Annotated in this window: 22 protein-coding genes; 11 read left to right on the top strand and 11 right to left on the bottom strand. The window is 60.8% G+C overall.

Annotated elements, in window-relative coordinates:
* The first annotated feature begins 9 nt into the window (after positions 1–9).
* Positions 10–450 carry a MarR family winged helix-turn-helix transcriptional regulator gene (locus B5M07_RS00315; protein WP_067627893.1) on the top strand — a complete coding sequence of 147 codons (441 nt, stop codon included), beginning with the start codon at positions 10–12 and terminating at the stop codon, positions 448–450.
* Here the strand turns inward: B5M07_RS00315 and ubiG are convergent.
* Complete coding sequence (ubiG, locus tag B5M07_RS00310; protein WP_120349775.1) at positions 425–1,195, bottom strand: bifunctional 2-polyprenyl-6-hydroxyphenol methylase/3-demethylubiquinol 3-O-methyltransferase UbiG; 771 nt, start codon at positions 1,193–1,195, stop codon at positions 425–427. The genes B5M07_RS00315 and ubiG overlap by 26 nt on opposite strands.
* Before the next feature lie 48 nt (positions 1,196–1,243).
* On the opposite strand from ubiG, the gene pip reads away from it, so the two are divergent.
* The 6 genes from pip (at position 1,244) to infB (ending at position 8,553) form a co-directional block, all read left to right on the top strand.
* Positions 1,244–2,212, top strand: a complete 969-nt coding sequence (pip, locus tag B5M07_RS00305) for a prolyl aminopeptidase (protein ID WP_120349774.1) — start codon at positions 1,244–1,246, stop codon at positions 2,210–2,212.
* Positions 2,209–3,075, top strand: a complete 867-nt coding sequence (locus B5M07_RS00300; protein ID WP_120349773.1) for an ABC transporter substrate-binding protein — start codon at positions 2,209–2,211, stop codon at positions 3,073–3,075. Before pip ends, B5M07_RS00300 begins: the two co-directional genes overlap by 4 nt.
* A gap of 152 nt (positions 3,076–3,227) precedes the next feature.
* Positions 3,228–3,806, top strand: a complete 579-nt coding sequence (rimP, locus tag B5M07_RS00295; protein ID WP_067627882.1) for a ribosome maturation factor RimP — start codon at positions 3,228–3,230, stop codon at positions 3,804–3,806.
* A complete protein-coding gene (gene nusA, locus B5M07_RS00290) occupies positions 3,806–5,434 on the top strand; it encodes a transcription termination factor NusA (RefSeq protein ID WP_120349772.1) in 1,629 nt (542 codons plus the stop codon). The genes rimP and nusA overlap by 1 nt, the downstream gene beginning before the upstream one ends.
* Positions 5,435–5,454: 20 nt before the next feature.
* Positions 5,455–6,075, top strand: coding sequence for an RNA-binding protein (locus tag B5M07_RS00285; protein ID WP_120349771.1), 621 nt, complete (start codon positions 5,455–5,457; stop codon positions 6,073–6,075).
* Positions 6,076–6,084: 9 nt separating this feature from the next.
* Positions 6,085–8,553 (top strand): translation initiation factor IF-2, encoded by a 2,469-nt coding sequence (infB, locus tag B5M07_RS00280; RefSeq protein ID WP_120349770.1) that lies wholly within the window; start codon positions 6,085–6,087, stop codon positions 8,551–8,553.
* Between the two features lie 9 nt (positions 8,554–8,562).
* Here the strand turns inward: infB and B5M07_RS00275 are convergent, their stop codons facing one another.
* The 5 genes from B5M07_RS00275 to B5M07_RS00255 form a co-directional block, all read right to left on the bottom strand.
* Positions 8,563–9,369: a metallophosphoesterase family protein gene (locus tag B5M07_RS00275; RefSeq protein WP_067627869.1), complete on the bottom strand. Its 807-nt coding sequence runs from the start codon at positions 9,367–9,369 to the stop codon at positions 8,563–8,565.
* Entirely contained in the window at positions 9,366–10,283 is a 918-nt protein-coding gene (locus tag B5M07_RS00270; RefSeq protein WP_120349769.1) for a diacylglycerol/lipid kinase family protein, read from the bottom strand. The genes B5M07_RS00275 and B5M07_RS00270 overlap by 4 nt, the downstream gene beginning before the upstream one ends.
* Before the next feature lie 320 nt (positions 10,284–10,603).
* The gene (locus B5M07_RS00265) at positions 10,604–11,002 is read right to left on the bottom strand and encodes a (deoxy)nucleoside triphosphate pyrophosphohydrolase (protein WP_067627863.1); all 399 of its coding nucleotides are present in this window, start codon (positions 11,000–11,002) and stop codon (positions 10,604–10,606) included.
* A 4-nt stretch (positions 11,003–11,006) separates the two neighbouring features.
* Entirely contained in the window at positions 11,007–12,233 is a 1,227-nt protein-coding gene (gene argJ / locus B5M07_RS00260) for a bifunctional glutamate N-acetyltransferase/amino-acid acetyltransferase ArgJ (protein ID WP_120349768.1), read from the bottom strand.
* Positions 12,234–12,236: 3 nt separating this feature from the next.
* Positions 12,237–13,085, bottom strand: coding sequence for a peptidylprolyl isomerase (locus tag B5M07_RS00255; protein ID WP_120349767.1), 849 nt, complete (start codon positions 13,083–13,085; stop codon positions 12,237–12,239).
* Positions 13,086–13,258: 173 nt separating this feature from the next.
* Between B5M07_RS00255 and secA the strand changes: the two genes are divergently transcribed.
* From secA to B5M07_RS00240, 3 genes are all read left to right on the top strand, one after another.
* Positions 13,259–15,961, top strand: a complete 2,703-nt coding sequence (secA, locus tag B5M07_RS00250; RefSeq protein WP_120349766.1) for a preprotein translocase subunit SecA — start codon at positions 13,259–13,261, stop codon at positions 15,959–15,961.
* A 102-nt stretch (positions 15,962–16,063) separates the two neighbouring features.
* Positions 16,064–17,035 (top strand): hypothetical protein, encoded by a 972-nt coding sequence (locus B5M07_RS00245; protein ID WP_120349765.1) that lies wholly within the window; start codon positions 16,064–16,066, stop codon positions 17,033–17,035.
* Positions 17,036–17,054: 19 nt separating this feature from the next.
* The gene (locus tag B5M07_RS00240) at positions 17,055–18,614 is read left to right on the top strand and encodes a phosphate ABC transporter substrate-binding/OmpA family protein (protein ID WP_067939590.1); all 1,560 of its coding nucleotides are present in this window, start codon (positions 17,055–17,057) and stop codon (positions 18,612–18,614) included.
* 12 nt (positions 18,615–18,626) lie between these two features.
* Here B5M07_RS00240 and radC read toward each other — a convergent pair whose 3' ends face one another.
* The 3 genes from radC to dnaK form a co-directional block, all read right to left on the bottom strand.
* Positions 18,627–19,340 (bottom strand): RadC family protein, encoded by a 714-nt coding sequence (gene radC / locus B5M07_RS00235; protein WP_240791566.1) that lies wholly within the window; start codon positions 19,338–19,340, stop codon positions 18,627–18,629.
* A 164-nt stretch (positions 19,341–19,504) separates the two neighbouring features.
* A complete protein-coding gene (gene dnaJ, locus B5M07_RS00230) occupies positions 19,505–20,653 on the bottom strand; it encodes a molecular chaperone DnaJ (protein ID WP_120349763.1) in 1,149 nt (382 codons plus the stop codon).
* 80 nt (positions 20,654–20,733) lie between these two features.
* On the bottom strand, positions 20,734–22,653 hold the full coding sequence (dnaK, locus tag B5M07_RS00225) for a molecular chaperone DnaK (protein WP_067939593.1): 1,920 nt from the start codon (positions 22,651–22,653) through the stop codon (positions 20,734–20,736).
* 207 nt (positions 22,654–22,860) lie between these two features.
* On the opposite strand from dnaK, the gene B5M07_RS00220 reads away from it, so the two are divergent.
* The gene (locus B5M07_RS00220; RefSeq protein ID WP_120349762.1) at positions 22,861–23,463 is read left to right on the top strand and encodes an alpha-ketoglutarate-dependent dioxygenase AlkB family protein; all 603 of its coding nucleotides are present in this window, start codon (positions 22,861–22,863) and stop codon (positions 23,461–23,463) included.
* 51 nt (positions 23,464–23,514) lie between these two features.
* Here B5M07_RS00220 and B5M07_RS00215 read toward each other — a convergent pair whose 3' ends face one another.
* Positions 23,515–24,123 (bottom strand): SH3 domain-containing protein, encoded by a 609-nt coding sequence (locus tag B5M07_RS00215; protein ID WP_120349761.1) that lies wholly within the window; start codon positions 24,121–24,123, stop codon positions 23,515–23,517.
* Positions 24,120–24,944 carry an ABC transporter permease gene (locus B5M07_RS00210; RefSeq protein WP_120349760.1) on the bottom strand — a complete coding sequence of 275 codons (825 nt, stop codon included), beginning with the start codon at positions 24,942–24,944 and terminating at the stop codon, positions 24,120–24,122. Before B5M07_RS00210 ends, B5M07_RS00215 begins: the two co-directional genes overlap by 4 nt.
* Positions 24,945–24,966: the final 22 nt, after the last annotated feature.

The following is a 24,966-nucleotide window of genomic DNA, read 5'->3' as shown; positions in this document are numbered from 1 at the left end:
GGACCTAAGATGACCGACGATAAAAACACACTTGCGATCATGCTGTTCGGTGAATTGCTGGCCGCCGATCAACAGGTGCGCAGCCGCCTCACGCGGGTTCTGCCGCGCGGGATGGAGATCTCGCATTTTTCGGTGCTGAACTCTCTGTCGTGGCACGGCGGCGAACGCTCGCCCGCGCAATTGGCCGAGACTTTCAACGTCACCCGCGGGGCGATGACCAACACGCTGAGCAAGCTGGAATGGGCCGGTTACGTCCATATCCGCCCCGATTGGGATGACGCGCGGCGCAAGATGGTCGCGATCAGCCCTGCCGGGCGGCAGGCACGGGATGCAGCGGTGAACGCGATCACGCCGATGATTTCCAACGTGGTGGATGATCTGGGCGAAGAGCAGGTCCGCGCCACGCTGCCGATCCTGCGCGCGCTCAGGCGTCAGTTGAGCCAGGGTTGAGGCCCGGATTAAGGCTTGCGGTGACGTAGTTCACGCTCAGATCCCGATCCGACAGACGCCAAGACCATGCGACGGGGTTGAAGACGAAACCCTTGCGGTCCACAGGCTCCAATCCGGCGCGGTTCAGCAGGTCAAAAAGTTCATCCGGCGTGATGAACTTGTTCCAGTCATGCGTGCCCTTGGGCAGCCAGCGCATCACATGCTCTGCGCCCACAATCGCCATCATAAAGGACTTAGGATTGCGGTTCAGAGTCGAACAGATGTGCAGCCCGCCGGGTTTCAGCAGGCGGCGGCAGGCGATCAGGTAGTCGATGGGGGAGGCGACGTGTTCGACGACCTCCATATTCAGCACCACATCGAATTTCTCACCCGCCTCGGCCATCGCTTCGGCGGTGGTGTGGCGATAATCAATCTCCAGCCCCGACTGCTGCGCGTGGATTTGCGCGACGGGGATGTTGCCCGCCGCCGCATCCGCGCCGACCACCTCGGCCCCCAGCCGCGCCATCGGTTCCGACAGCAATCCACCGCCGCACCCGATGTCGAGAATGCGCAGACCCTTAAACGGCGCCTCGGCAGTCAGATCGCGGTCAAACTCGCCCGCGATCTGGCTGGTGATGTAATCCAACCGGCAGGGGTTCAGCATATGCAGCGGCTTGAACTTGCCGTTCAGATCCCACCATTCGGCGGCCATCGCCTCGAATTTGGCGATCTCGGCGGGGTCGATGGTTGATTGATCCGCTTGCATTCTGATCTCCCTGTGCTCTTTTGGGTTCAATGACTATATAGGGCGGCAATGGACAAGTATCCCGACCAAAAACGCGACGCAGCGCATCTTTATCCGCCGGTTGAGCCTTTCGACCAGCGGATGTTGTCTGTGGGGCAGGGGCATCAGGTCTATGTCGAACAATGCGGCAACCCCGATGGTATCCCCGTTGTCGTGTTCCATGGCGGCCCCGGCGGCGGCTGTAGCCCGGCGATGCGGCGTTATTTCGATCCCAAGGTTTACCGGGTGGTACTGTTCGACCAGCGCGGCTGTGGGCGCTCCACCCCGCATGCGTCGGTCACGGACAACACGACATGGCATTTGGTCGCGGATATCGAGCTGATTCGCAGCACACTCGGCATCGACAAATGGATGGTTTTTGGCGGCTCTTGGGGCGCGACGCTGGCGCTGATCTATGCCCAAGCGCATCCAGAGGCCGTGCGCCATCTGATCCTGCGCGGCGTGTTCCTGATGACGCAGGCCGAGCTTGATTGGTTCTACGGCGGCGGGGCCGGGCGGTTCTGGCCCGAACTTTGGGCGCGGTTCGTCGATCTGATTCCCGAAGACGAGCGTGACGATCTGATTGCGGCGTATCACCGGCGGCTATTTTCCGGTGATCTGCGGGTCGAGCAGGACTATGGCCGCGCATGGGCGGCTTGGGAGAATGCGCTGGCCTCGGTTCATTCCGATGGCGTTTCGCATGGCGGTCCTTCGGCCTATGCGCGGGCGTTCTCGCGGTTGGAGAACCATTATTTCACCAACAATGGATTTTTGGAGTTCGACGGTCAGATCCTCGAACATATGGGCCGCATCGCGCATATCCCGGGGGTGATCGTGCAGGGGCGTTACGACATGATCTGCCCGCCTTCGGGCGCCTATGCGCTGGCCGAACGCTGGCCCAATGCCGATCTGCGGATGATCCGCAACGCGGGTCACGCCCTGTCAGAGCCGGGGATCAGCGCCGAATTGGTACGGACCATGGATAGGATTGGCCAGTGACGCGCGGGCGCAACTCTCTGCTGGATCGCCGGGCGCTTTTCACCACCGGTGCGGCTGCGGCTTTGCTGGCCGCGACAGGTGCCAGCGCCGGAGAGCCACCCCGGCGCGGGGGCCGTCTGCGGCTGGCGCTTTCCGGTGCCACCCGAGATGATACTTGGGTCCACGGCGACGGGCTGTTCATGCAGGTCGCGCGGCAGGGCATGATCTTTGACACGCTGACCGAAGTGGCGGGCAACGGCATCCTCAAGGGTGAGTTGGCGACCGGCTGGCAAGCGAGCGAGGGTGCGCGACAGTGGCGGTTTGATCTCCGGCCCGATGTGCGGTTTCACGACGGCAGCCCGCTGACTGCCCGCGATGTTGTGGCCAGTCTGCAAAGAGTACTGCCTCAAACTGAAATTTCCGCGCAGGGTGCCCTGCATGTGCAGATCACCCTGCCCCAAGCGAATCCCGGTCTGCCGCTGTTGCTGTCCGAACCGCGCTATGTGATCCGGCCCGCCCACGCCCCCGAGGCCGGGATCGGCACTGGGCTTTACAGTCTGCGGCGCTTTTCCGCCGGGCGTCAGGTTTTGGCCGAGCGGGTGGAGAGCCATTACAAGGACGGCACTGCCGGTTGGTTCGATACGGTCGAGCTTGTCTCGATCCCCGCGCGGGACGTGCGCGCGCAGGCATTGAGCGAAAGGCTTGTTGATGCAGCGGATTTACCCGCGCGGCCCCGCTATCGCGATCGGGGCGATGTGACGCTTCAGACCGACAGCGCCGGTGAGGTCAGCGCATTGTCGGGCGATCTGCGCCAACCGCCGAACCCCGGACGCCAAGCGCCGATGGACAACCTGCGCGCGCCCGAGCGGTGGTGGTTCGGCTGAGAGGGGTTGCAGTTTCAGGCTTTCCGGCCTATATCCCCTTTCAACAGCGGCGCTTTCGGGTCCAAACCGAAGGCTCCACCGATCTTGAACACGGGCCGCGCGCCCGTTTTTTTATGCCTGAACGAAACTGCCTGATTTAAATTGGATGTCTCATGTCGAATGACCTGATTGCCAAAGCTGCCATTGACCGCCGTCTGGCCGAGATCATCACCCCGGTGATCGAGGACATGGGCTTTGAACTGGTGCGCGTCCGCCTGATGTCGGGCAAGTCCACCATCCTGCAAGTCATGGCCGACCGGCCTGATGGCGGGATCGAAGTGGATGAATGCGCCAAGATTTCGCAGGCCATCGGCGCGGTTTTGGATGTTGAAGACCCGATTTTGGACGAATATGCGCTTGAGGTTTCCAGCCCCGGCATCGACCGCCCGCTGACGCGGCTCAAGGATTTCGATGCCTTTGAGGGCTATGAGGCCAAGATTGAGACCACCGAATTGATCGATGGCCGCCGCCGCTTTAAGGGTGAGCTGGCTGGCGTTGAAGGTGGCGAAGTGCTGATCAACGTCGAAGAAGGCACCATTGGCTTGCAGTTCGACTGGCTCAGCGATGCCAAGCTGGTGCTGACCGACGACCTGATCAAAGAAATGCTCCGCCAGCGCAAAGCGTCTGGTGCGATCGACGAAAACGAATTTGATGATATCGAGACTGAAGAGTCTGCTGAGGGAGACACCTAATGGCCATTACATCTGCAAACCAGCTTGAGCTGTTGCAAACCGCCGAGGCGGTGGCGCGCGAAAAGATGATCGACCCCGGTCTGGTCGTCGAAGCGATGGAAGAATCCCTCGCCCGTGCCGCCAAGTCCCGCTACGGCGCCGAGATGGACATCCGGGTCGACATCGACCGCAAGACCGGCAAAGCGACCTTCACCCGCGTTCGCACCGTGGTCGAGGACGAAGAGCTTGAGAACTATCAGGCTGAGTTCACCGTCGATCAGGCCAAGCAATACATGGCCGACCCCAAGGTGGGCGACACCTACGTCGAAGAAGTGCCCCCGGTTGAGATGGGCCGCATCGCGGCGCAGTCGGCCAAGCAGGTGATTTTGCAGAAGGTCCGCGAAGCTGAGCGTGACCGCCAGTTCGAAGAATTCAAAGACCGCGCCGGTACCATCATCAACGGTCTGGTCAAGCGCGAAGAATACGGCAACGTCATCGTCGATGTGGGCGCTGGCGAAGCGATCCTGCGCCGCAACGAGAAGATTGGCCGCGAAAGCTATCGCCCGAACGACCGTATCCGCGTCTACATCAAAGACGTGCGCCGCGAGCAGCGCGGCCCGCAGATTTTCCTGAGCCGTACCGCGCCTGAATTCATGGCCGAGCTGTTCAAGATGGAAGTGCCGGAAATCTATGATGGCATCATCGAGATCAAGGCCGTCGCCCGCGACCCCGGTTCGCGCGCCAAGATCGCTGTGATTTCGCATGACGGCTCCATCGACCCTGTCGGTGCCTGCGTCGGTATGCGCGGTAGCCGCGTGCAGGCCGTCGTGAACGAGCTTCAGGGCGAGAAGATCGATATCATTCCGTGGAACGAAGACCAGCCGACCTTCCTTGTGAACGCGCTGCAGCCTGCTGAAGTCTCGAAAGTGGTTCTGGACGAAGAAGCCGGAAAGATCGAAGTGGTCGTGCCCGAAGAGCAGCTGTCGCTGGCGATTGGCCGTCGTGGGCAGAACGTGCGTCTGGCCAGCCAGTTGACCGGCCTCGATATTGACATCATGACCGAAGAGCAGGAAAGCCAGCGCCGTCAGGCCGAGTTTGAACTGCGCACCAAGCTGTTCATGGACAACCTCGATCTGGACGAATTCTTTGCCCAGCTTCTGGTCTCCGAAGGCTTCACCAACCTCGAAGAAGTGGCCTACGTCGAAGTCGACGAGCTGCTGGTCATCGACGGTGTGGACGAAGACACCGCTGGCGAGTTGCAGGCCCGCGCCCGCGACGTGCTTGAAGCGCAGAACAAAGCGGCGCTTGATAACGCCCGTGCGCTCGGTGTCGAAGACAGCCTGGTTGAATTTGAGGGTCTGACCCCCCAAATGTTAGAAGCGCTGGCCAAGGACGACGTGAAGACCTTGGAAGATTTCGCCACCTGTGCCGATTGGGAACTGGCTGGCGGTTGGACCACGGTCAACGGCGAGCGTGTTAAGGACGATGGCGCGCTTGAGCCCTTTGAGGTCAGCCTTGAAGACGCCCAAGCTATGATCATGACCGCCCGTGTCATGCTGGGCTGGGTCGATCCGACCGAGCTTGAAGCCGATGCGGACGAGGACGACGTAGAAACAGACGGCGAAACCGCCGAGGAGGCCGAGGCCTAAGCGGGCCTCGGGGGTTGCACATGGGACGCGGTGGCGCCTCGAATGACCGTTCAGACGGTGCGGAACGCAAGTGCATCGCCACGGGCGACGTGCAGCCAAAACACGGGTTGATCCGTTTTGTGATCGGCCCGGACAATCAGGTTTACCCAGATATTTTGGGTAAACTGCCGGGCCGGGGCATCTATGTCTCGGCTGACCGTGCCGCGCTGGAGCTTGCGGTAAAGAAAAAGGCCTTTGCTCGGTCGGCGAAACAGCCGGTCACGCTGCCAGACGGGTTGATCGACGAAGTCGAACAACAATTGGCGCGCCGGGTGGTGGACTTGATCTCGCTCCAGCGCAAGGCAGGCAAGGCGGTCGCCGGCTACGAAAAGGTCAAAGGTTGGTTGCAAACCGAAGAGGCCGAAGTATTGATACAGGCCGTAGACGGGTCAGGGCGCGGTAAGTCCAAGCTGAGCACCCCACACTATGGCCATTACATCGGTTGGTTGACAGCCGATGAATTGGGTTTGGCATTCGGTCGCCAAACTGTGATACATGGGGCGCTCGCCTCTGGTGGACTCACGCAACGTGTTGTAGAGGAAGCCGGACGACTTAAAGGCGTGCGCGTAAACGAGGGTGGCAACGGCCATCCGAAAGGATAGACGAGCTTCATGAGCGATAGTGACGGCAAGAAAACATTGGGTCTGCGCGGTGGCGCACGTCCGGGGAATGTAAAGCAAAGCTTTAGCCACGGGCGTACCAAAAACGTTGTGGTCGAAACCAAGCGCAAGCGTGTTGTGGTGCCCAAGCCGGGTGGCCAGAAACCAACCGGGCCGGGCGCCGGGCCGATTGGCGATCCCAAGAAGCGCCCCGCAGGCATCACCGATGCCGAGATGGAGCGTCGTCTGAAGGCCGTTCAGGCCGCCAAAGCTCGTGAGGTTGAGGAAGCCGCCGCGCGCGAGGCCGAGGAAAAGGCCCGCGCCGAAGAGCGTGAGCGCCGCCGGGCCGAGATCGAAGCCAAGGAACGCGAAGAGCGTGAGCGCGAAGAAAGCCTTAAAGCCAAGGCCGAGGAAGACGCCCGCCGCAAGGCAGAGGCCGAAGCCGCTGCCGCAGCGCCTGCGCCCGAACCTGCCGCATCACGCGAGCCGGGCAGCAAGCCCGCGCCCGCCGCCACGCCGCGCAAAACCACGGACCGTGACCGCGACGACAGCAAGAAGCGCAGCAAAGGTGGCGACAGCCGCCGCGCGGGCAAGCTGACCGTCAATCAGGCACTCGCCGGTGGCGAAGGTGGCCGTCAACGTTCCATGGCGCAGATGAAGCGCAAGCAGGAACGTGCCCGTCAAAAAGCGATGGGCGGCCAAGTCGAGCGTGAAAAGATCGTGCGCAACGTCAATCTGCCCCCGGCAATTGTTGTATCCGAGCTTGCCAACCGTATGGCCGAAAAGACCGGCGCTGTTGTAAAAGCGCTGATGCAGAACGGCATGATGGTCACGCAGAATGAAACCATCGACGCGGATACCGCTGAACTCATCATCGAAGAGTTTGGCCACAAGGTTGTGCGCGTCAGCGACTCTGATGTCGAAGATGTCATCAAAGAGATCGTAGACAAGCCCGAAGACCTGCAAGGTCGCCCCCCGGTCATCACGATCATGGGCCACGTTGACCACGGTAAAACATCGCTGCTCGACGCGATCCGTAATGCGAAAGTGGTTGCTGGCGAAGCCGGCGGGATCACCCAGCACATCGGTGCCTATCAGGTCACGACCGACAATGGTGCGGTGCTGTCCTTCCTCGACACACCCGGCCACGCCGCCTTTACCTCCATGCGTTCGCGCGGGGCTCAGGTAACGGATATCGTGGTTCTGGTGGTCGCGGCGGATGACGCCGTGATGCCACAGACGATCGAGGCGATTGCCCACGCGAAAGCGGCCAAAGTGCCGATGATCGTGGCAATCAACAAGATCGACAAACCTGCCGCCAATCCCGACAAAGTCCGTACCGATCTGCTTCAGCACGAAGTCATCGTCGAGAAGATGTCCGGTGATGTGCAGGATGTCGAAGTTTCGGCCGCAACGGGCCAAGGTCTGGACGAACTGCTCGAAGCCATCGCGCTGCAGTCTGAAATCCTCGAACTCAAGGCGAACCCGAACCGGGCCGCTGTGGGCGCGGTGATCGAAGCGCAGCTGGACGTGGGCCGCGGCCCCGTGGCGACCGTGCTGGTTCAGAACGGCACGCTGCGTCAGGGCGATATCTTTGTCGTGGGTGAGCAATACGGTAAGGTCCGTGCGCTGATCAACGACCAAGGCGAGCGCGTCAAAGAAGCCGGGCCATCGGTGCCGGTTGAGGTGCTTGGCATCAACGGCACGCCAGAGGCCGGTGACGTATTGAACGTGACCGAAACCGAAGCGCAGGCCCGGGAAATCGCCGAGTATCGCGCCAACGCCGCCAAGGACAAACGTGCCGCTGCCGGTGCTGCCACCACGCTGGAGCAGCTGATGGCCAATGCCAAGGCGAACGAAGACGTCAGCGAGCTGCCGATCTTGGTCAAAGCCGACGTGCAGGGTTCTGCCGAAGCGATCGTTCAAGCGATGGAGAAAATCGGCAACGACGAAGTCCGCGTTCGGGTTCTGCACTCCGGTGTGGGCGCGATCACCGAGACGGATGTCGGTCTGGCCGAAGCTTCCGGCGCACCGATCATGGGTTTCAACGTGCGTGCCAATGCATCGGCGCGGAACACCGCGAACCAGAAGGGCGTCGAAATCCGCTACTACTCGGTCATCTATGACCTTGTGGATGACGTGAAAGCGGCTGCGAGCGGCCTGCTGAGTGCCGAGATCAAAGAGAACTTCATTGGCTATGCCAACATCAAAGAAGTCTTCAAGGTCACCGGTGTGGGCAAAGTCGCAGGCTGTCTGGTCACCGAAGGCGTCGCCCGCCGCAGCGCCGGTGTGCGTCTGCTGCGCGACAACGTCGTGATCCACGAAGGCACGCTGAAAACGCTCAAGCGCTTCAAAGACGAAGTGCCCGAGGTTCAGTCCGGTCAGGAATGCGGCATGGCATTCGAGAACTACGATGACATTCGTCCTGACGATGTGATCGAGATTTTCGAGCGCGAAGAAGTGACCCGCACATTGGCCTAAGCCAAGCGCTTACAAGACAAATTCCCCAGAGGCCCGGTCAAATTGCCGGGCCTCTGCTTTTGTGAAGGCCTTTTTGCCGTCGTCAAAGCTGATCCGCGCAAGGTTGACGTGTAGGGGCGAGATATCGATCAAATTGAAATCATTCGGCTCCCCCCGCTGTCGCGACGACAGGCTGGTGCCCGCGTGCAACTGGATCGCTAGATGGCCGTCATGCTCCGGTGCCGGGTGGGCAAAGGTGCCTGCGTGCCAGATGTGCAGATGGCCTGACAGGATCAGGTCCGCGCCGCAGTCCAGAAGCCGTTTCAAGGCCCGCTGCGCGCCCGGAATGGGCCGCTTGTGGGTTTCATTGGGGTGATCCAGCGGGTGGTGGCATACCGCAATGCGCAACGTGTTCTTTCCGCCGCGCGAGAGGGCACGGCAGGCCCGCCCCAAACGGCGCAGGCCCAGTTTGCCAGTCTGCCATTTGAAGCGGTCGACGGTGTTGATCCCCACAGCGACGAAATCCGCGCCTTCGTGCACCGGGGTCAGATCGTGATGGATCCAGCGCCGGTAGTAACGCCATGGGGCCAAGAACCGGGTAAAGGGCCGGTGCAGGGGGATGTCGTGGTTGCCCGGCACGCTCAAGACAGGCGCATTGATCCGGTCGATAAAGGCCCGCGCCGCACGGTATTCCTTTTCCCTCGCCCGCTGGGTCAGATCGCCCGAGATGATCACCAGATCGGGGTCATAACCGTTCACGGCCTCCAACAAGGGCATAAGAAGGTCGGGCCGGTCCTTGCCGAAGTGCAGGTCGGATAGGTGGATCAAGCGGCTCATCGCACGTCCTTTCCAGAGGCGCGGGGGACGAAAATATGGATGGGAGAGGTCGCACGGGTGAGCCTATAGGGGCCCTTCATCACTGCGATCTCTCCGTCCCGCGCGACATATCGTTTGCGCTGTTTCATGCGTATTTCGATCTCGGACCCGCAGAGCATTTCATAATCGGTATGATGTTTCGCCATGCCCGTGGCCAACGCCACCGCATGGCGCAGCAGGCCAAAGCGGTAGGTATCGGGGGCGACCAGCAGCACCATATCGCCGCGCGCGATACAGTCTTGCCCGGCCAGACCCATTTGATCCAATTGAAAGGCGTTGTTGACGGCAAATACAAGCGGGGTCCGGAGGTCGGTCTCTTTGCCGTCGACCACAATGGTCAGCTTGAGCGACGTACGGAAATCTATCAAGGCTTTGATCACCGACCAATAGGCGGCGATCCGACTGCGGCCCCAGCGGCGATAGATGCCCTCCCGTGTCTTGAGGATCGCCGGGTAGGCGCCGATGCTGGCATTGTTCAAGAATGTCTCACCGTTGATCGTCGCCACATGGACCGCGCGGCTTTCGCCGCCTGCGATGACATCAACCGCCTCTTGCAGGTCTTCTGGGATGCCCATCGACCGCGCGAAATAGTTGAAGGTGCCCTGCGGGATGATGCCCAGCGGGCGGTCTTGGTCCTTCATGGCCGAGGACACGCCAGAGATCGTGCCATCCCCCCCGGCCACGGCGATGATGCCCTCGGCCATAGACAGGGCTTGACGGGCCGCACTGGCCGGATCATTCCGTTTGTCGATGTGAATGAATTCTGCCGTGATCCCGTGCCGCGCAAAGGCGGATCGGATGGTGCTTTCGGCTTGGTCACCGTTTTGACGGCCCGAACCGCGGTTCAGGATGACAATAGCGCGCTTCGATGACATAAAATCCCCTGCCAAATGCTCAGGGGAAACGCGGTGGAACGCCTATTTGTTCACCTAAATAGGCGTTCCACGCAGATTTTTCAGACTGGTTTGCCTTCGAAAATCTTACCGTCGACTTGAACGGCCATGCGACCGCCCGCCAACATTTTTACAAAAATACCCTGAACGTAAATGGAACTTCCGATTGCGATGGTTCTCAACATGTCGGCACCCTTTCATACAGATGTTACAACTCTGCCTCAGTATGATGCGCTTTGGGTTAAAAAATCCGCAACATGCTGAGTGATTGGGGATCACTAGTGCAATTCTGCCACTCTAGGCTAGAGCCAATCACGCAATATTGATATGAGCGGCACGTCTGCTTCGGGCATCGGATAGCCGCGCATTTCATTGGGACGTACCCATTTCAGGGTCTGCCCTTCGCGCGAAACCGGGGTGCCGCCCCATTTGCGACAGGCAAAAAGCGGCATCAGCAGATGAAAATCACTGTAGCTGTGGCTGGCAAAGGTCAGCGGCGCGAGACAGGATGCCCATGTCTCGATCCCCAACTCTTCGTGCAACTCCCGGATCAACGCCGCCTCTGGCGTTTCACCGGGTTCGATCTTGCCGCCGGGAAACTCCCATAGGCCCGCCATTGGCTTGCCTTCTGGCCGCTGTGCCAAAAGCACCCGGCCATCGATGTCGATCAAGGCCGCCGCGGAAACGAGCACTGTTTTCATAGGGTCAGGACCGGTAGTCGGCGTTGATGTCGATGTAGCCGTGGGTAAGGTCACAGGTCCAGACGGTGCAGCGGCCTTCGCCGAGGCCCAGATCAACGCCGATGACGACATTCTGGCCCTTCATATGGGCGGCGGCATCCTCTTCGGAATAGTCGGGGCTGCGCCAGCCGTCGCGGGCGACTTCGATATCCCCAAAGCGGATCGACAGGCGGTCGCGGTCTGCCGGAGCGCCTGATTTCCCGATGGCCATGACGACGCGGCCCCAGTTGGGGTCTTCACCAGCAATGGCGGTTTTGATCAGCGGCGAATTGGCGATGGCCATGGCGTGGACCTTGGCCTCGTCATCGTTGGAGGCACCGGTGACGGCCACTTCGACGAATTTCTGCGCGCCTTCGCCGTCTTTGACGACCTGATGTGCAAGGTCCATCATCACGTCACGCAGCGCCGCGTCGAAGGCTTCGTTGTCAGCGACCTCGACCCCGGAGGCCCCCGTCGCGGCCATGATCAGCGCGTCAGAGGTTGAGGTATCGCTGTCGACGGTGATGCAGTTGAATGTCGTCTCGGTATGGGTCGAAAGGCGGTGTTGCAGCGCATCTGTCGCGATTACCGCATCGGTAAAGATATAGACCAGCATGGTGGCCATATCGGGCGCGATCATGCCCGAGCCTTTGGCGATCCCCGCAATAGAGACGGTTTTGCCGTCGATCTCTACGGTCGCGCTGGCGCCTTTGGGGAAAGTATCCGTTGTCATGATGGCCCGCGCGGCGTCTTCGATGCCGGCAGGGTCGAGTTTTGCGTGGAGATCGCCCAGCACGGCGGTGATCCGTTCGTGGGGCAGGGGTTCGCCGATGACGCCGGTGGACGACGTGAAAACCCGCGATTGCGGCACGCCGCAGGCTTCGGCGGCGGCGGCGGTAATCGCCTCGACCGCGTCGGTGCCGCCCCGCCCGGTAAAGGCGTTGGCATTGCCGGAGTTCACGACGATGGCGGCGCCCTCATCCGAGGCACCGCCGATTTTTGCCTGGCAGTCCAGCACCGGGGCCGCGCGGGTGGCAGAGCGTGTGAACGCCCCCGCCACAGCACTGCCCGGTGCCAGCTTCGCCAACATCACATCGGTGCGCCCTTGATAGCGGACGCCAGCAGCGATGGTGGCGAATGTCACGCCGTCAATAACCGGAAGGTCGGGAAAACGGGCCGGGGCGAGCGGCGAGACAGCCAGTGATTTACCCATGGGTCAGTTCAGCCATTCAATGTTTTTAAGAACAGTTGGGTCGATGCCTTCGGCGGCGCTGCGGTCAACCTCGGCGGCCTCGGTCAGGCTTTCGATAGCTGTCTGTACCTTGGTTTGGCGCACTTGGGTTTCAAGCTCTTCGCGCACGTCTTCAAGCGCGGGCGCTTCGCCGGTGCGGGTCTCGTTCAGCTTGATAACATGCCAACCGAACTGGGTTTCCACCGGCTCAGACACGCCACCTGCTTCCATGCCGGCGACGGCTTCTTCAAACTCGGGGACCATCATGCCGGGGCCAAACCAACCCAAGGAACCGCCACCGGGGCCGGAGGGGCCGGTCGATTTTTCTTTGGCAACTTCGGCAAAGTCCGCACCGCCGTCGAGTTCAACCTTGATCGCGTCGGCTTCTTCCTTGGTTTCGACAAGGATGTGCGAGGCATTGAATTCCTGCTCAGGCTCGGCGTCTTTGTACTGCGCGTCATAGGCGGCTTGCAGTTCTTCGTCGCTGACATCTTCGGCCATAACGCCTTCGATCGCCTCACCAGCGGTGAGCGAGCGTGTCTCGTTTTCGATCGACAGGGTCACGCGCGGCGGCAATTCGCCAGTAAAGCTGTCGGCAAGGGCTGTCTGCTGCACAAGCTGATCGAGGATCCCTTGGAACAGCACGTCATCAGGCAGTTGCTGATACTGCTGGGGCAGGGTGGCACGCGCCACGAGCATATGGCCAAGCGTGATTTCAGTGTCGTTGACGGTGGCAACAACCGTGTCGACACCCGGTTCGTCTTGGGCGGCTACAGGCAGCGCCACAGCGGCGGCAAGCGCCAAAGACGACAGAAAAGTGAGGGGTTTTTGCATGGTTGGGTCCAATCGCTTCCTTCGTAGCAGGGCTGCTACATTGACAGTGTATGGCACGCCCCTTACATCGCCTTATGGCGCTGAGAGGCGCGGGCTCATCCACTATCTATGGGCTGCCATGGCGCTCGGCAACCAGATCGGCGCAAGACATCATAACTTCGGCGGGAGATTACATGCTGGGTATCGGAACAATCGCCAAAAAGGTCTTTGGCACGCCAAACGACCGGATGATCAAGGCGACCCGTCCGCTTGTGGCACGGATCAATGCGCTGGAGCCTGAATTCGAAAAGCTAAGCGACGACGAGATCAAGCTGCGCACGGAAGAGTTGGCCAAACGGGCCAATGCGGGCGAGGACCTTGACGATCTGCTGCCCGAAGCCTTTGCCAACTGCCGCGAGGCTGCGCGCCGCACCCTTGGCCTGCGCGCCTTCGACACCCAGCTTCTGGGCGGCATCTTCCTGCATCAAGGCAATATCGCCGAGCAGAAGACCGGTGAGGGCAAGACCCTGACCGCGACCTTCGCGGCCTACCTCAACGGGCTCACGCATAAAGGCGTGCATGTGGTGACGGTGAACGAATACCTCGCCAAACGTGACGCCGAATGGATGGGCAAAGTCTTTGGCGCGTTGGGTCTGACCACCGGGGTCGCCTATTCCGGCATGCCCGAAGATCAAAAGCGCGCGGCCTATGCCTGCGACGTCACCTATGCCACCAACAACGAGTTGGGCTTCGACTATCTGCGCGACAACATGAAGTCGAACCTGTCGGACATGCTGCAGCGCGGGCATAACTTTGCCATCGTGGACGAGGTCGACAGTATCTTGATCGACGAAGCGCGGACGCCGCTGATTATCTCTGGCCCCTCGCAGGACCGCTCGGAGATGTATCAGATCATCGACACGCTGATCCCCTCGCTGACCGAAGAGCATTACGAGCTGGACGAGAAAACCCGCAATGTGACCTTCACCGATGAGGGCAACGAGTTCCTCGAAGAGCAACTGCGCGCCCGTGATCTGATCGAAGAGGGGATGACCCTTTATGATCCCGAAAGCACGACCATCGTGCACCACGTCAACCAAGGTCTGCGCGCGCACAAGCTGTTCCAGCGCGACAAAGATTACATCGTCCGCGATGGCGCGGTGACGCTGATCGACGAATTCACCGGTCGCATGATGCCGGGCCGCCGCTTGTCGGATGGTCTGCACCAAGCGATCGAGGCCAAAGAGGGCGTTGATATCCAGCCTGAGAACGTGACCCTCGCAAGCGTTACCTTCCAGAACTACTTCCGTCTTTACAACAAACTGGGCGGCATGACCGGCACGGCCCTGACCGAAGCCGAGGAATTCGCCGAGATTTACGGCCTTGGCGTTGTCGAAGTGCCGACCAACGTGCCGATTGCCCGTGTCGACGAAGACGATGCCGTTTACCGCACCGCGCGCGAAAAATACGAGGCCATGATTGAAAAGGTGAAAGAGGCCCACGCCAAGGGTCAGCCTTGCCTTGTCGGCACCACCTCGATCGAAAAGTCTGAACAGCTCAGCGCCATGCTGACCGCCGACGGGATCGAGCATAACGTGCTCAACGCCCGCCAGCACGAGCAAGAAGCGCAGATCATCGCCGAAGCTGGCAAGCTGGGCGCCGTGACCATCGCCACCAACATGGCGGGCCGCGGCACCGACATTCAGCTGGGCGGCAACGTCGAGCTGAAAGTGCTCGACGCGCTGGATGCCGATCCGGAGGCCGATCCGGCCAACATCCGCGCCCAGATCGAAGCGCAGCACGCCGAGGAAAAGCAAAAGGTCCTAGAGGCCGGTGGCCTTTACGTACTGGCGTCCGAGCGTCACGAGAGCCGCCGCATCGACAACCAGTTGCGGGGCCGTTCGGGCCGTCAGGGCGATCCGGGCCGCACCTCTTTCTTCCTGTCGCTCGAAGATGACTTGATGCGTATCTTCGGCTCGGAACGGCTGGAGAAGGTGCTGACCACGCTGGGCCTGAAAGAAGGCGAAGCCATCGTGCACCCTTGGGTGAACAAATCGCTGGAGCGCGCGCAGGCGAAGGTCGAGGGCCGCAACTTTGACATCCGCAAGCAGCTTTTGAAGTTCGACGACGTGATGAACGAGCAGCGTAAAGTGATCTTTGGCCAGCGCCGCGAGATCATGGAGGCGGACAACCTCAATGAGATCGTCACCGACATGCGCGAGCAGGTGATCGACGATCTGATCGACACCTATATGCCGCCCAAAACCTACGCCGATCAGTGGGACACCCAAGGTTTCTATGCCGCGGTGATCGAACAGCTCAACGTCGACGTGCCGATCATCGCATGGTGCGAAGAAGACGGTGTGGATGATGACGTGATCCGCGACCGTCTGATGCAAGCCACGGATGAGCTGATGGCCAAAAAGGCCGAGGCTTTCGGCGAAGAGAACATGCGCAACATCGAGAAACAGTTGTTGTTGCAGGCCATCGACACCAAATGGCGCGACCACCTGCTGACGCTGGAGCATCTGCGGTCGGTCGTGGGCTTTCGCAGCTACGCGCAGCGCGATCCGCTGAACGAATATAAGAACGAAGCCTTCCAACTGTTCGAGACGATGCTCGACAGTCTGCGGCAGGACGTGACCCAGAAACTGGGGCAAATCCAACCGATGAGCGAAGAGCAGCGTCGCGAGATGATGCAGGAAATGGCCACCCGTCAGGCCGCCATGCAGGCCGCTGCCACCGAGGCCGCAGATGAGGCATCTGAGCAGGCCGAGGCTGCCGCACCGGGCTTTGACGAAAACGATCCGTCCACATGGGGCAACCCGGGCCGGAACGATCTCTGCCCCTGCGGTTCTGGCAAGAAGTTCAAGCACTGCCACGGCCAGATCACCTGAGCCGCGACATCTTTTCGCCCATAACTCGGCGTTTCAGGGCCATACCCCGGCCCTGATCCCCGCTCATAAAGTCTCCAACGAATCCGTTGAAGGAGACTTGTCATGTGGCGCACTAAAGAAATTCTGACGGCTGTCGGCACTCTCACCTGTGCCGTGGGCATCGGCTATGTCATGCAAAGCTCTGACACGGCGCAGCAGCGTTATGGCGCGGCTGAGGCGCAGCGTCTGGTGGCCGACAATGGCGCGCTGCTCGAAGTTGAGGGCATCACCCTGACCTCTGCCGCGCTGGACAGTCCCATCGCGTTGCCGACGCTGGATGACCGGGTGGTCAAAGCCGCAGCCCCTCAAAGCCTGCCGCCCGCACCTGAGAGCCACAGCACCGCGATCCCCGCGACCTGCGATATCATCGCCACTGCAGACGCCGTGGCCGCCGCTATGGTGAAGCTCAGCTTGGATGCGGCCTGTCTGCCGAATGAACGGCTGACCGTGCACCACAACGGCATGATCTTTACCGAAGTCACCGATGACAAAGGGCGGTTGTCCGTCTCCGTCCCGGCCCTCGCGGAAGAGGCTGTGTTCATCCTTGCCTTTGGCAATGGTGACGGCGCTGTGGCGCAGACCACCGTGCCCGAATTGTCTGATTTCAACCGTGTCGTGCTGCAATGGAAAGGCACCGCGGGGTTTGAGCTTCACGCCCGTGAGTTCGGCGCGGATTACGGCGATGCGGGCCATGTCTGGTCCGGCGCCCCGCGCGATATGACCGCTGCCGTTCTGGGCGAAGGCGGCTTCATGACCCGCAATGGCGACACCGACACCGCTGAGCCGTTGATGGCCGAAGTCTATAGCTTCCCGGTCGCCAAAGCGGCGCAGGAGGGCGATGTCGCGCTCAGTGTCGAGGCAGAGGTGAGCGAGGCCAACTGCGGGCTTGAGATCGAAGCCCAGGCGCTGGAATTGCGTGGCGACGATCCAGTGAAAACCCAGAACTTGACCCTCGCCGTGCCGGAGTGTGATGCGGTTGGCAACTTTCTGGTGTTGAATAATTTGCTCCAAGACCTGAAAGTCGCGCAGAACTGACGCAACCGGGTAGGTCTTGATGAACGGGTTGAAACGTGCGGCGATCAGCGCCGCACTTTTGCTTTTTACGGCGGTTACGGGCGCGGCGCAGGATATCGCGCTGACCTCGCGCGATGGCAGCGTTGAACTCAGCGGCACCTTGCTGGGCTTTGACGGCGAATTCTATCGCGTCGAAACCGACTACGGCGAGCTGACCGTCGACAGCAGTGGCGTGTCCTGCGCCGGGCCGGGTTGCCCCAACCTTGAGGATTTCGTGGCCGAGGTGCGGTTCTCGGGCTCGGCGACCATGGGGGCGGTGCTGATGCCCGCGCTGATCGAAGCCTTCGCGGCGCGGCAGGGCTATACGGTCAACCGCGAAGACGGGGAAGGCGGACGTTTCGCGCTTCTGCTTTCGCGTCAGGATGATGGCAAACTGGCTGCGCGATTTGATTTCCGGGCGACCAACACCAACGAAGGCTTTGCCGATCTTCTGGCGGATGAGGCCGATGTGGTGATGGCCCTGCGCGAAGTGCGCCGCGAGGAGCGGATAAATGCCCGCGAGTTGGGGCTGGGCGATCTGACCGGCGCCAATCGCAGCCGGGTGCTGGCGCTTGATGCGGTGGTGCCTGTGGTTGCCCCGTCCAATCCGGTGAAACAGATCTCGCCGTTGACCTTGGCCCGGGTGTTTTCCGGTGAGATTAAGAACTGGCAGCGCCTAGGTGGGCCGGACGCGCCCATTGAACTGCATCTGCCCACCGCCGACAGCGGCTTGAGCCAAGCCATTGTGGATCAGGTATTAACGCCCGCCGGGCTGGAACTGAGCGGCGATGTCACGCGCCACACCATGCCCGACGCGCTGGCAGAGGCGGTCGCGCGGGATGTCTTTGCCCTTGGGATCACCAGCTATGCCGAACAGGGCGGGACCGAGGTGCTGACCCTTGGCGGCAACTGTGGCTTTGCGCTGGATGCCGCGCGGCGCACGATCAAGACCGAAGACTACCCGCTGACCGCGCCGATGTTCCTCTATTTCCCGGCGCGTCGGCTGCCGCTGATCACGCGCGAGTTTCTGGCCTTCACCCGCGGCCCCTCGGCGCAGATCGTGATCCGTAGGGCCGGTTTCGTGGATCAAACGCCCGAAGAAATCCCGGTAGAGGAACAGGGCAACCGCTTTGCCAATGCCATTATCACGGCGGGGATCGAAACCCCGCTGGAAGAATTGCAGCGCATGACGGCGACGTTGGTGCCGATGGCGCGGCTGACGACCTCTTTCCGGTTCGAGGCAGGCTCGATCCGGCTTGACGCGCAGTCGCGCTCTAACGTTCAGCAATTGGCGCGGGCGCTGGAGCAGGGGCAATATGACGCGCGGCGGTTGATGTTCGTGGGCTTCAGCGATGGAGAGGGCGTAGCGAGGGCCAACCGCGAGATCGCGCTGCGCCGGGCCGAGGCAGTGCAACGTGCCGTCAGCGCCGCCGCGGTGACCGCCAACCTGTCGCGGATCGATCTGCGGGTAGATGCCTTTGGCGAGGCGATGCCGATTGCCTGCGATGACAGCGAATGGGGCCGACAGGCCAACCGGCGGGTCGAGGTTTGGGTGCGCTGAGGAGCGCGGGCGTTACAGGTGTCCTTCGCTCCGAAAACTCAGCTCGCGCGATTTGCCGATGATCAGATGGTCATGCAGGGTCAGTCCCAAGGCGTCACAGGCGGCGGCGACCTGCCGGGTCATGTCGATGTCTGAGCGTGACGGGCTGGGGTCGCCCGAGGGGTGATTGTGGACGAGGATGATCGCGCTGGCGTTCAGTTCAAGCGCGCGTTTTGCAACCTCGCGCGGATAGACCGGGACGTGATCGACCGTGCCTTTTGCCTGTTCCTCATCCGCGATGAGGATGTTCTTGCGGTCTAGGTAGAGCACGCGAAACTGCTCCATCTCCAGATGGGCCATGGTGGTGTGGCAATAGTCCAGCAGAGCGTCCCAAGAGGACACGATATGCCGCTGTAGCACCTTCGCCCGGGCCAGCCGCTGGGCCGCAGCCTCAACGATCTTGAGCTCGACAATCACCGCTTCGCCAACACCTTTGATATCGCGCAGGCGGGTGGCTGGGGCTGTGATGACGCGGTTAAAGTCACCGAACCGGTCCAGAAGTTCACGCGCCAGCGGTTTCACATCACGGCGGGGGATGGCGCGGAAAAGAACAAGCTCCAGCATCTCATAGTCCGGGATGGCGGCGGCGCCCCCATGGACAAAACGGCTGCGAAGGCGCTGGCGGTGGTCTGCAATATAAGAGGGTTGTTTGCCCGTATTGGACGGCGGTCTGCGCGCTTCATCCATCAGGAAGGGAAGGGGCTGATCAGCCAAGGTTCTCGGGGCACGGGTCATGACCAGAGTCTTGCGCGAAGGTGGTTAGGATTCGGTTAACAGGGTTTTGACGTCCTATTTACCTTGTGCACCTAGGGGTGCGGGTGAGGCGCGCGATACGCCTCACCCGGCCAAATTTAACCCTTCATCGAATCCCAGAAGGATTTGACGGAAGAGAAGAAATTGCTGCTTTCCGGGTTGTTGTTCTGGGCTTCGCCCTCAAACTCCCGCAGCAGTTCTTTCTGTCTGTTGGTCAGGTTCACCGGGGTTTCCACCGCCAGTTCGATGATCATGTCACCGACGCCACCGCCTCGCAGCGGGGGCATGCCCTTGCCACGCAGACGCATCTGGCGACCCGATTGGCTGCCTGCAGGGATCTGCACGCGGCCACGACCCCCGTCGATGGTGGGCACTTCGATATTGCCACCCAAGGCGGCCGTGCTCATCGACACGGGAACGCGGCAGAAAAGGTTCGGCCCGTCACGCTCAAAGAGCTCATGTTCGGCCACCTCGATAAAGATATAGAGATCACCCGACGGCCCCCCGCGCATGCCCGCTTCGCCCTCACCGGCCAGCCGGATGCGGGTGCCGGTTTCGACGCCTGCGGGGATGTTGACCGAGAGCGTGCGCTCTTTCTCAACACGGCCCGCGCCACGGCATTTCTTGCAGGGGTTCTTGACGATCTGACCCATGCCAGAGCAGGTGGGGCAAGTACGCTCAACAGTGAAGAAACCCTGCTGCGCGCGAACTTTACCCATGCCCGAACAGGTGGGGCAAGTTGTCGGCTCTGCGCCGCCCTCGGCACCGCTGCCATCACAGGAGTCGCACTGGACAGAGGCCGGAACGGTGATCGACTTTTGCATGCCCGAGAAGGCATCTTCGAGCGAGATGCGCAGGTTGTAGCGCAAGTCGGCACCGCGTGCGGCACGGCGTCCGCCGCCACCCCCACGTTGGCCCATGAAGTCACCGAAAAGATCGTCAAAGACGTCGGAAAAGGCCGAAGAGAAATCGCCCTGACCGCCGCCCATGCCGCCGCCGGGGCGCCCGCCGCCCATGCCACCTTCAAAGGCGGCGTGGCCGTAGCGATCATAGGCCGCTTTCTTGTCGTCGCTTTTCAGCACGTCATACGCTTCGCCCACTTCTTTGAACTGGGCTTCGGCGTTTGGATTGTCTTTGTTGCGGTCGGGGTGAAGGTCTTTGACCTTGCTGCGGTAGGCCTTCTTGATCTCGTCGGCAGAGGCCCCTTTGGCAACGCCAAGCACCTCGTAGTAGTCACGTTTTGCCATGGGTTATCATGCTCCTGCGCTGGAACGTGATGGGCCGGCCCGTCTGACGGACCGGCCCTTTCACAGGTTCCGTTTCACGCTTACGCGCGCTTGTCGTCGTCCAGATCTTCGAACTCGGCGTCGAGGATGTCGTCGTCGCCACCCTGCGATTGCTGAGCATCCGAAGGCTGCGCCGTATCGTCGTTGCCTTCTTCCTGAGCGTTCTTATAGATAGCTTCGCCCAGTTTCATGGCCGATTCAGTGACGTTCTGGATGCCGGATTTGATCTTGTCGGCGTTGTCGGTTTCCAGTTCGTCTTTCAACGCGGCAATGGCCAGTTCGATCGCTTCGACGGTGGTCGGGTCAACCTTGTCGGAATGCTCTTCCAGCGACTTCTCGGTCGAGTGGATCAGCGATTCCGCTTGGTTTTTCGCTTCGATCAGCTCGCGGCGGGATTTGTCCGCCTCGGCATTTTCTTCGGCGTCTTTCACCATCTTGTCGATATCCGCATCCGACAGACCACCCGAGGCTTGGATCGTGATCTTCTGCTCTTTGCCGGTGCCTTTGTCGAGCGCGCCAACCGACACGATGCCGTTGGCGTCGATGTCAAAGGTCACTTCGATCTGCGGCATGCCGCGTGGGGCAGGCGGGATGTTCTCAAGGTTGAAGGCACCGAGCATCTTGTTGTCGGCAGCCATCTCACGCTCACCTTGGAAAACCCGAATGGTCACAGCGTTCTGGTTGTCTTCGGCGGTCGAGAAGACCTGAGACTTTTTCGTAGGGATCGTGGTGTTACGGTCGATCAGGCGGGTGAAGACACCACCAAGGGTCTCAATGCCCAAGGACAGCGGTGTCACGTCCAGCAGAACCACGTCTTTGACGTCGCCTTGCAGAACACCGGCCTGAATGGCGGCACCAAGGGCCACAACTTCGTCAGGGTTCACACCCTTGTGCGGCTCTTTACCGAAGAACTTGGTCACTTCTTCTGCGACTTTCGGCATCCGGGTCATACCACCGACCAGCACGACTTCGTCGATGTCGGAAGCCGAGAGACCGGCATCCTTCAGCGCGGCGGCGCAGGGCTTCATCGACGCTTTGATCAGGTCACCCACAAGGCTTTCCAGCTTGGCGCGGGTCAGCTTCATCACCATGTGCAGCGGCGAGCCGTCTTTGCCCATCGAGATGAAGGGCTGGTTGATCTCGGTCTGGCTGGAGGAAGACAGTTCGATCTTCGCTTTCTCGGCAGCTTCTTTCAGACGCTGCAGGGCCATCTTGTCTTGCGTCAGGTCGACGCCGTTGGCCTTTTTGAACTCATCCGCAAGGTAGTTGACGATGCGCATGTCAAAGTCTTCACCGCCGAGGAACGTGTCGCCGTTGGTGGATTTCACTTCGAAGAGGCCGTCGTCGATCTCAAGGATGGTCACGTCGAATGTACCGCCGCCAAGGTCATAGACCGCGATGGTTTGCGTGTTCTCTTTGTCGAGACCGTAGGCCAGCGCGGCAGCTGTCGGCTCGTTGATGATCCGCAGCACTTCGAGACCGGCGATCTTGCCGGCGTCTTTGGTGGCCTGACGCTGGGCGTCGTTGAAGTATGCGGGCACGGTGATAACGGCCTGCGTGACTTCCTCACCCAGATAGCTTTCTGCGGTTTCTTTCATCTTACCAAGGATGAAGGCTGAGATTTGGCTTGGGGAGTATTTCTCACCACGGGCTTCGACCCATGCGTCGCCGTTGCCGCCATCAATGACGTTGAACGGCATGTTCTTTTTGTCTTTGGCCAGATCCGCATCGTCGTTGCGGCGGCCGATCAGGCGCTTAACGCCAAAGACAGTGTTTTCTGGGTTGGTGACCGCCTGGCGTTTCGCCGGCTGGCCGACAAGGCGCTCATCGTCGGTGAAGGCGACGATCGACGGCGTTGTGCGCGCGCCTTCGGCGTTTTCGATTACGCGCGGCTGGCTGCCATCCATGATGGCGATGCAGCTGTTGGTGGTGCCAAGGTCAATACCGATTACTTTGGACATGTTTCGATCCCTCTTTGAATCTAAGGCGATGACACGAGGCGCGGACCCGTTTCGGCATCCTGCCCCGATCTGTTGACATCGAAGACCACGTGCCTTCGACGGTTCGGAGCGTATATAGGGAGGGTATTTGCACCCTGCAACCATTGGCTGGTCAGGATGGTCGCGATTCCGTGATGTTTTTGCCAAACGAGTGAGGAAGAAAGAAAAATGACTGCTTTGCGCCTGCGGGGCTTCGATATCCACAAAGAATTTCTGGGAAGGGCGGCCCAGCAGGAGGTGCTGGACGCGGTGCGCGGTGTGGTGCGCGAGGCGCCATTCTTTCGCCCCGAAGTGCCGCGCGGCGGGCGCATGTCGGTCCGGATGAGCGCCGCGGGGCGCTATGGTTGGTTCTCGGACCGGCGCGGCTATCGTTACGTCACCGAACATCCCGATGGCCAGCCATGGCCCGAGATCCCCGCACCGATTCTGGCGATCTGGGACAAGTTGACGGGGTTAGAGCGTCGTCCCGAATGCTGCTTGATCAATTACTACGATGCCGATGCGCGCATGGGGCTGCATCAGGACCGGGATGAGGCGGACTTTCAGTGGCCCGTGGTCTCGGTCTCTTTGGGGGATGACGGGTTGTTTCGGATCGGCAACCTGACCCGAGGCGGCAAGACGGAATCGATCTGGCTGCAGTCAGGCGATGTGGTGGTGATGGGCGGAGAGGCACGGTTGACCTACCACGGGGTGGACCGGATCAAGCCCGGCACCTCGACCCTGCTGCCCAAAGGAGGGCGGATCAATTTGACGCTTCGTGTGGTGGAGTGACGTTTTCTTTTGAAGAAAACGGCGACGGACTTTTTTGAAAAGTCCGTCGTTTCAGCGGCTGAGCGAACAGCATCCCGTTTGGTGTTGCCAGCCATCATTTCCATGCAAAAGAAGGTCGACCGCAAGCCCATAGGCGCGGTCAGACATGCCATCGCTACAGGCACGCGCCGTAAGCGCGGCAATGGCCGCGCCCTGCGGCCCCTCGGCGATCATGTGAAAACTGTCGCGCCGCCCCTGCGCCGGGCCAGACTGCGTGATGCGGTAATCGCGTGCGCCGCCCGCCATGGCATCATAGCTCAGCGTCTCGCCGGTCACCTCAAAAAACCAAAACGGCTCCGTCCCGCCGCAATGGGCCACGGGTGGCATCGCACCGGCCCATTGGCCCGGTTGCCGGGTGAGGAAACGCAGAGAGACCCAGCCGCCCCCTTCGCCCGTATTGATCAAGCCCCAGCCGTGATGGTCGTCGGGGCGGATCACTTCGATGTTCTGCGCATCAGGCTCAAAACTGCCGATGATCGGGGCGCTGGCGCTCGGGGCTTGGCGAATGTTCAACACGTCATGCGCCGCGACACCGCTGACGTCATGCAGGGCGGGCCATGCCTCCTGCGTCGCCCAAACAGGCAGCGTCCAGAGGCAGAGAAGGATCGCCAGCAGTCTCACCGCCGGGCATTCCAACTGATCGACGCATGGCGGCGGGTATAGAATTCGCCCATCAGCCCGATCATCAAAAGCACCAGACCAACCCAGAGCGGGTATTCCCAACTGCTGTAGCGCGGGTTGTAATTGATGAAGGCAAAGCCGCGCGCCTGATCGATGCTGTGAAACAGTGGGTTCCAATCAAACATCGCCAGCATATAGCCGGGCAGAGAGTTGGCGAGGAACATCTTGCCCGAGGCGATCATATTGGCACGTTGATAGACGGTCGAAAAAATCGTCACGAAGGACGGAAACCACGGCTTGATCGCCAGCATCACCAGCCCAAGCGCACAGCCGGTAAACCACGCGGTGAGCATCATCCCGAAAGCGGCAAAGGGCTGATCGATGGAGATCGGGGTCACCGCCACATGGTAAATAAACAAGATCACAAAGAGCGACAGCACCTGAATATAGAGCGACCCGACCGCCGCCGAAGCGATGGCGATGATCGTATTCATCGGGGCGTGCTGCATCATCGGGCTTGCCGGCCCCTCTGACCCGGCGACCGCGCCCAATGCCTTCACATGGGTGAGGTAGAGAAAGATGCCAGACATCAGATAGACAAGAAAATCACCGCGTACGGCTGACCCGCGCATCCCGAGGATCGAGAACATCACATAGAAGGCCAGCACGAACATCACCGTTTGCAGCATGTTCATCGCGATGGCGATGAAGGCGTTGTTGTGCTGTTTGCGCACGTTGCGCACCACGGAATGGTAAACCAACTCTGCAATGGAGAGAGCCGAGCCGAAGCCGGATTTCGGCTTTCTGGAGGATTGGAACATGCGCGTGTCCTTGACGAAGCCC

Origin of the sequence: Sulfitobacter sp. D7 (assembly GCF_003611275.1) — a bacterium.
Classification (GTDB): Bacteria; Pseudomonadota; Alphaproteobacteria; order Rhodobacterales; family Rhodobacteraceae; genus Sulfitobacter; species Sulfitobacter profundi.
The sequence above is the reverse complement of the archived record's forward strand: the minus strand, read 5'-3'. Positions and strand labels throughout refer to the sequence as shown.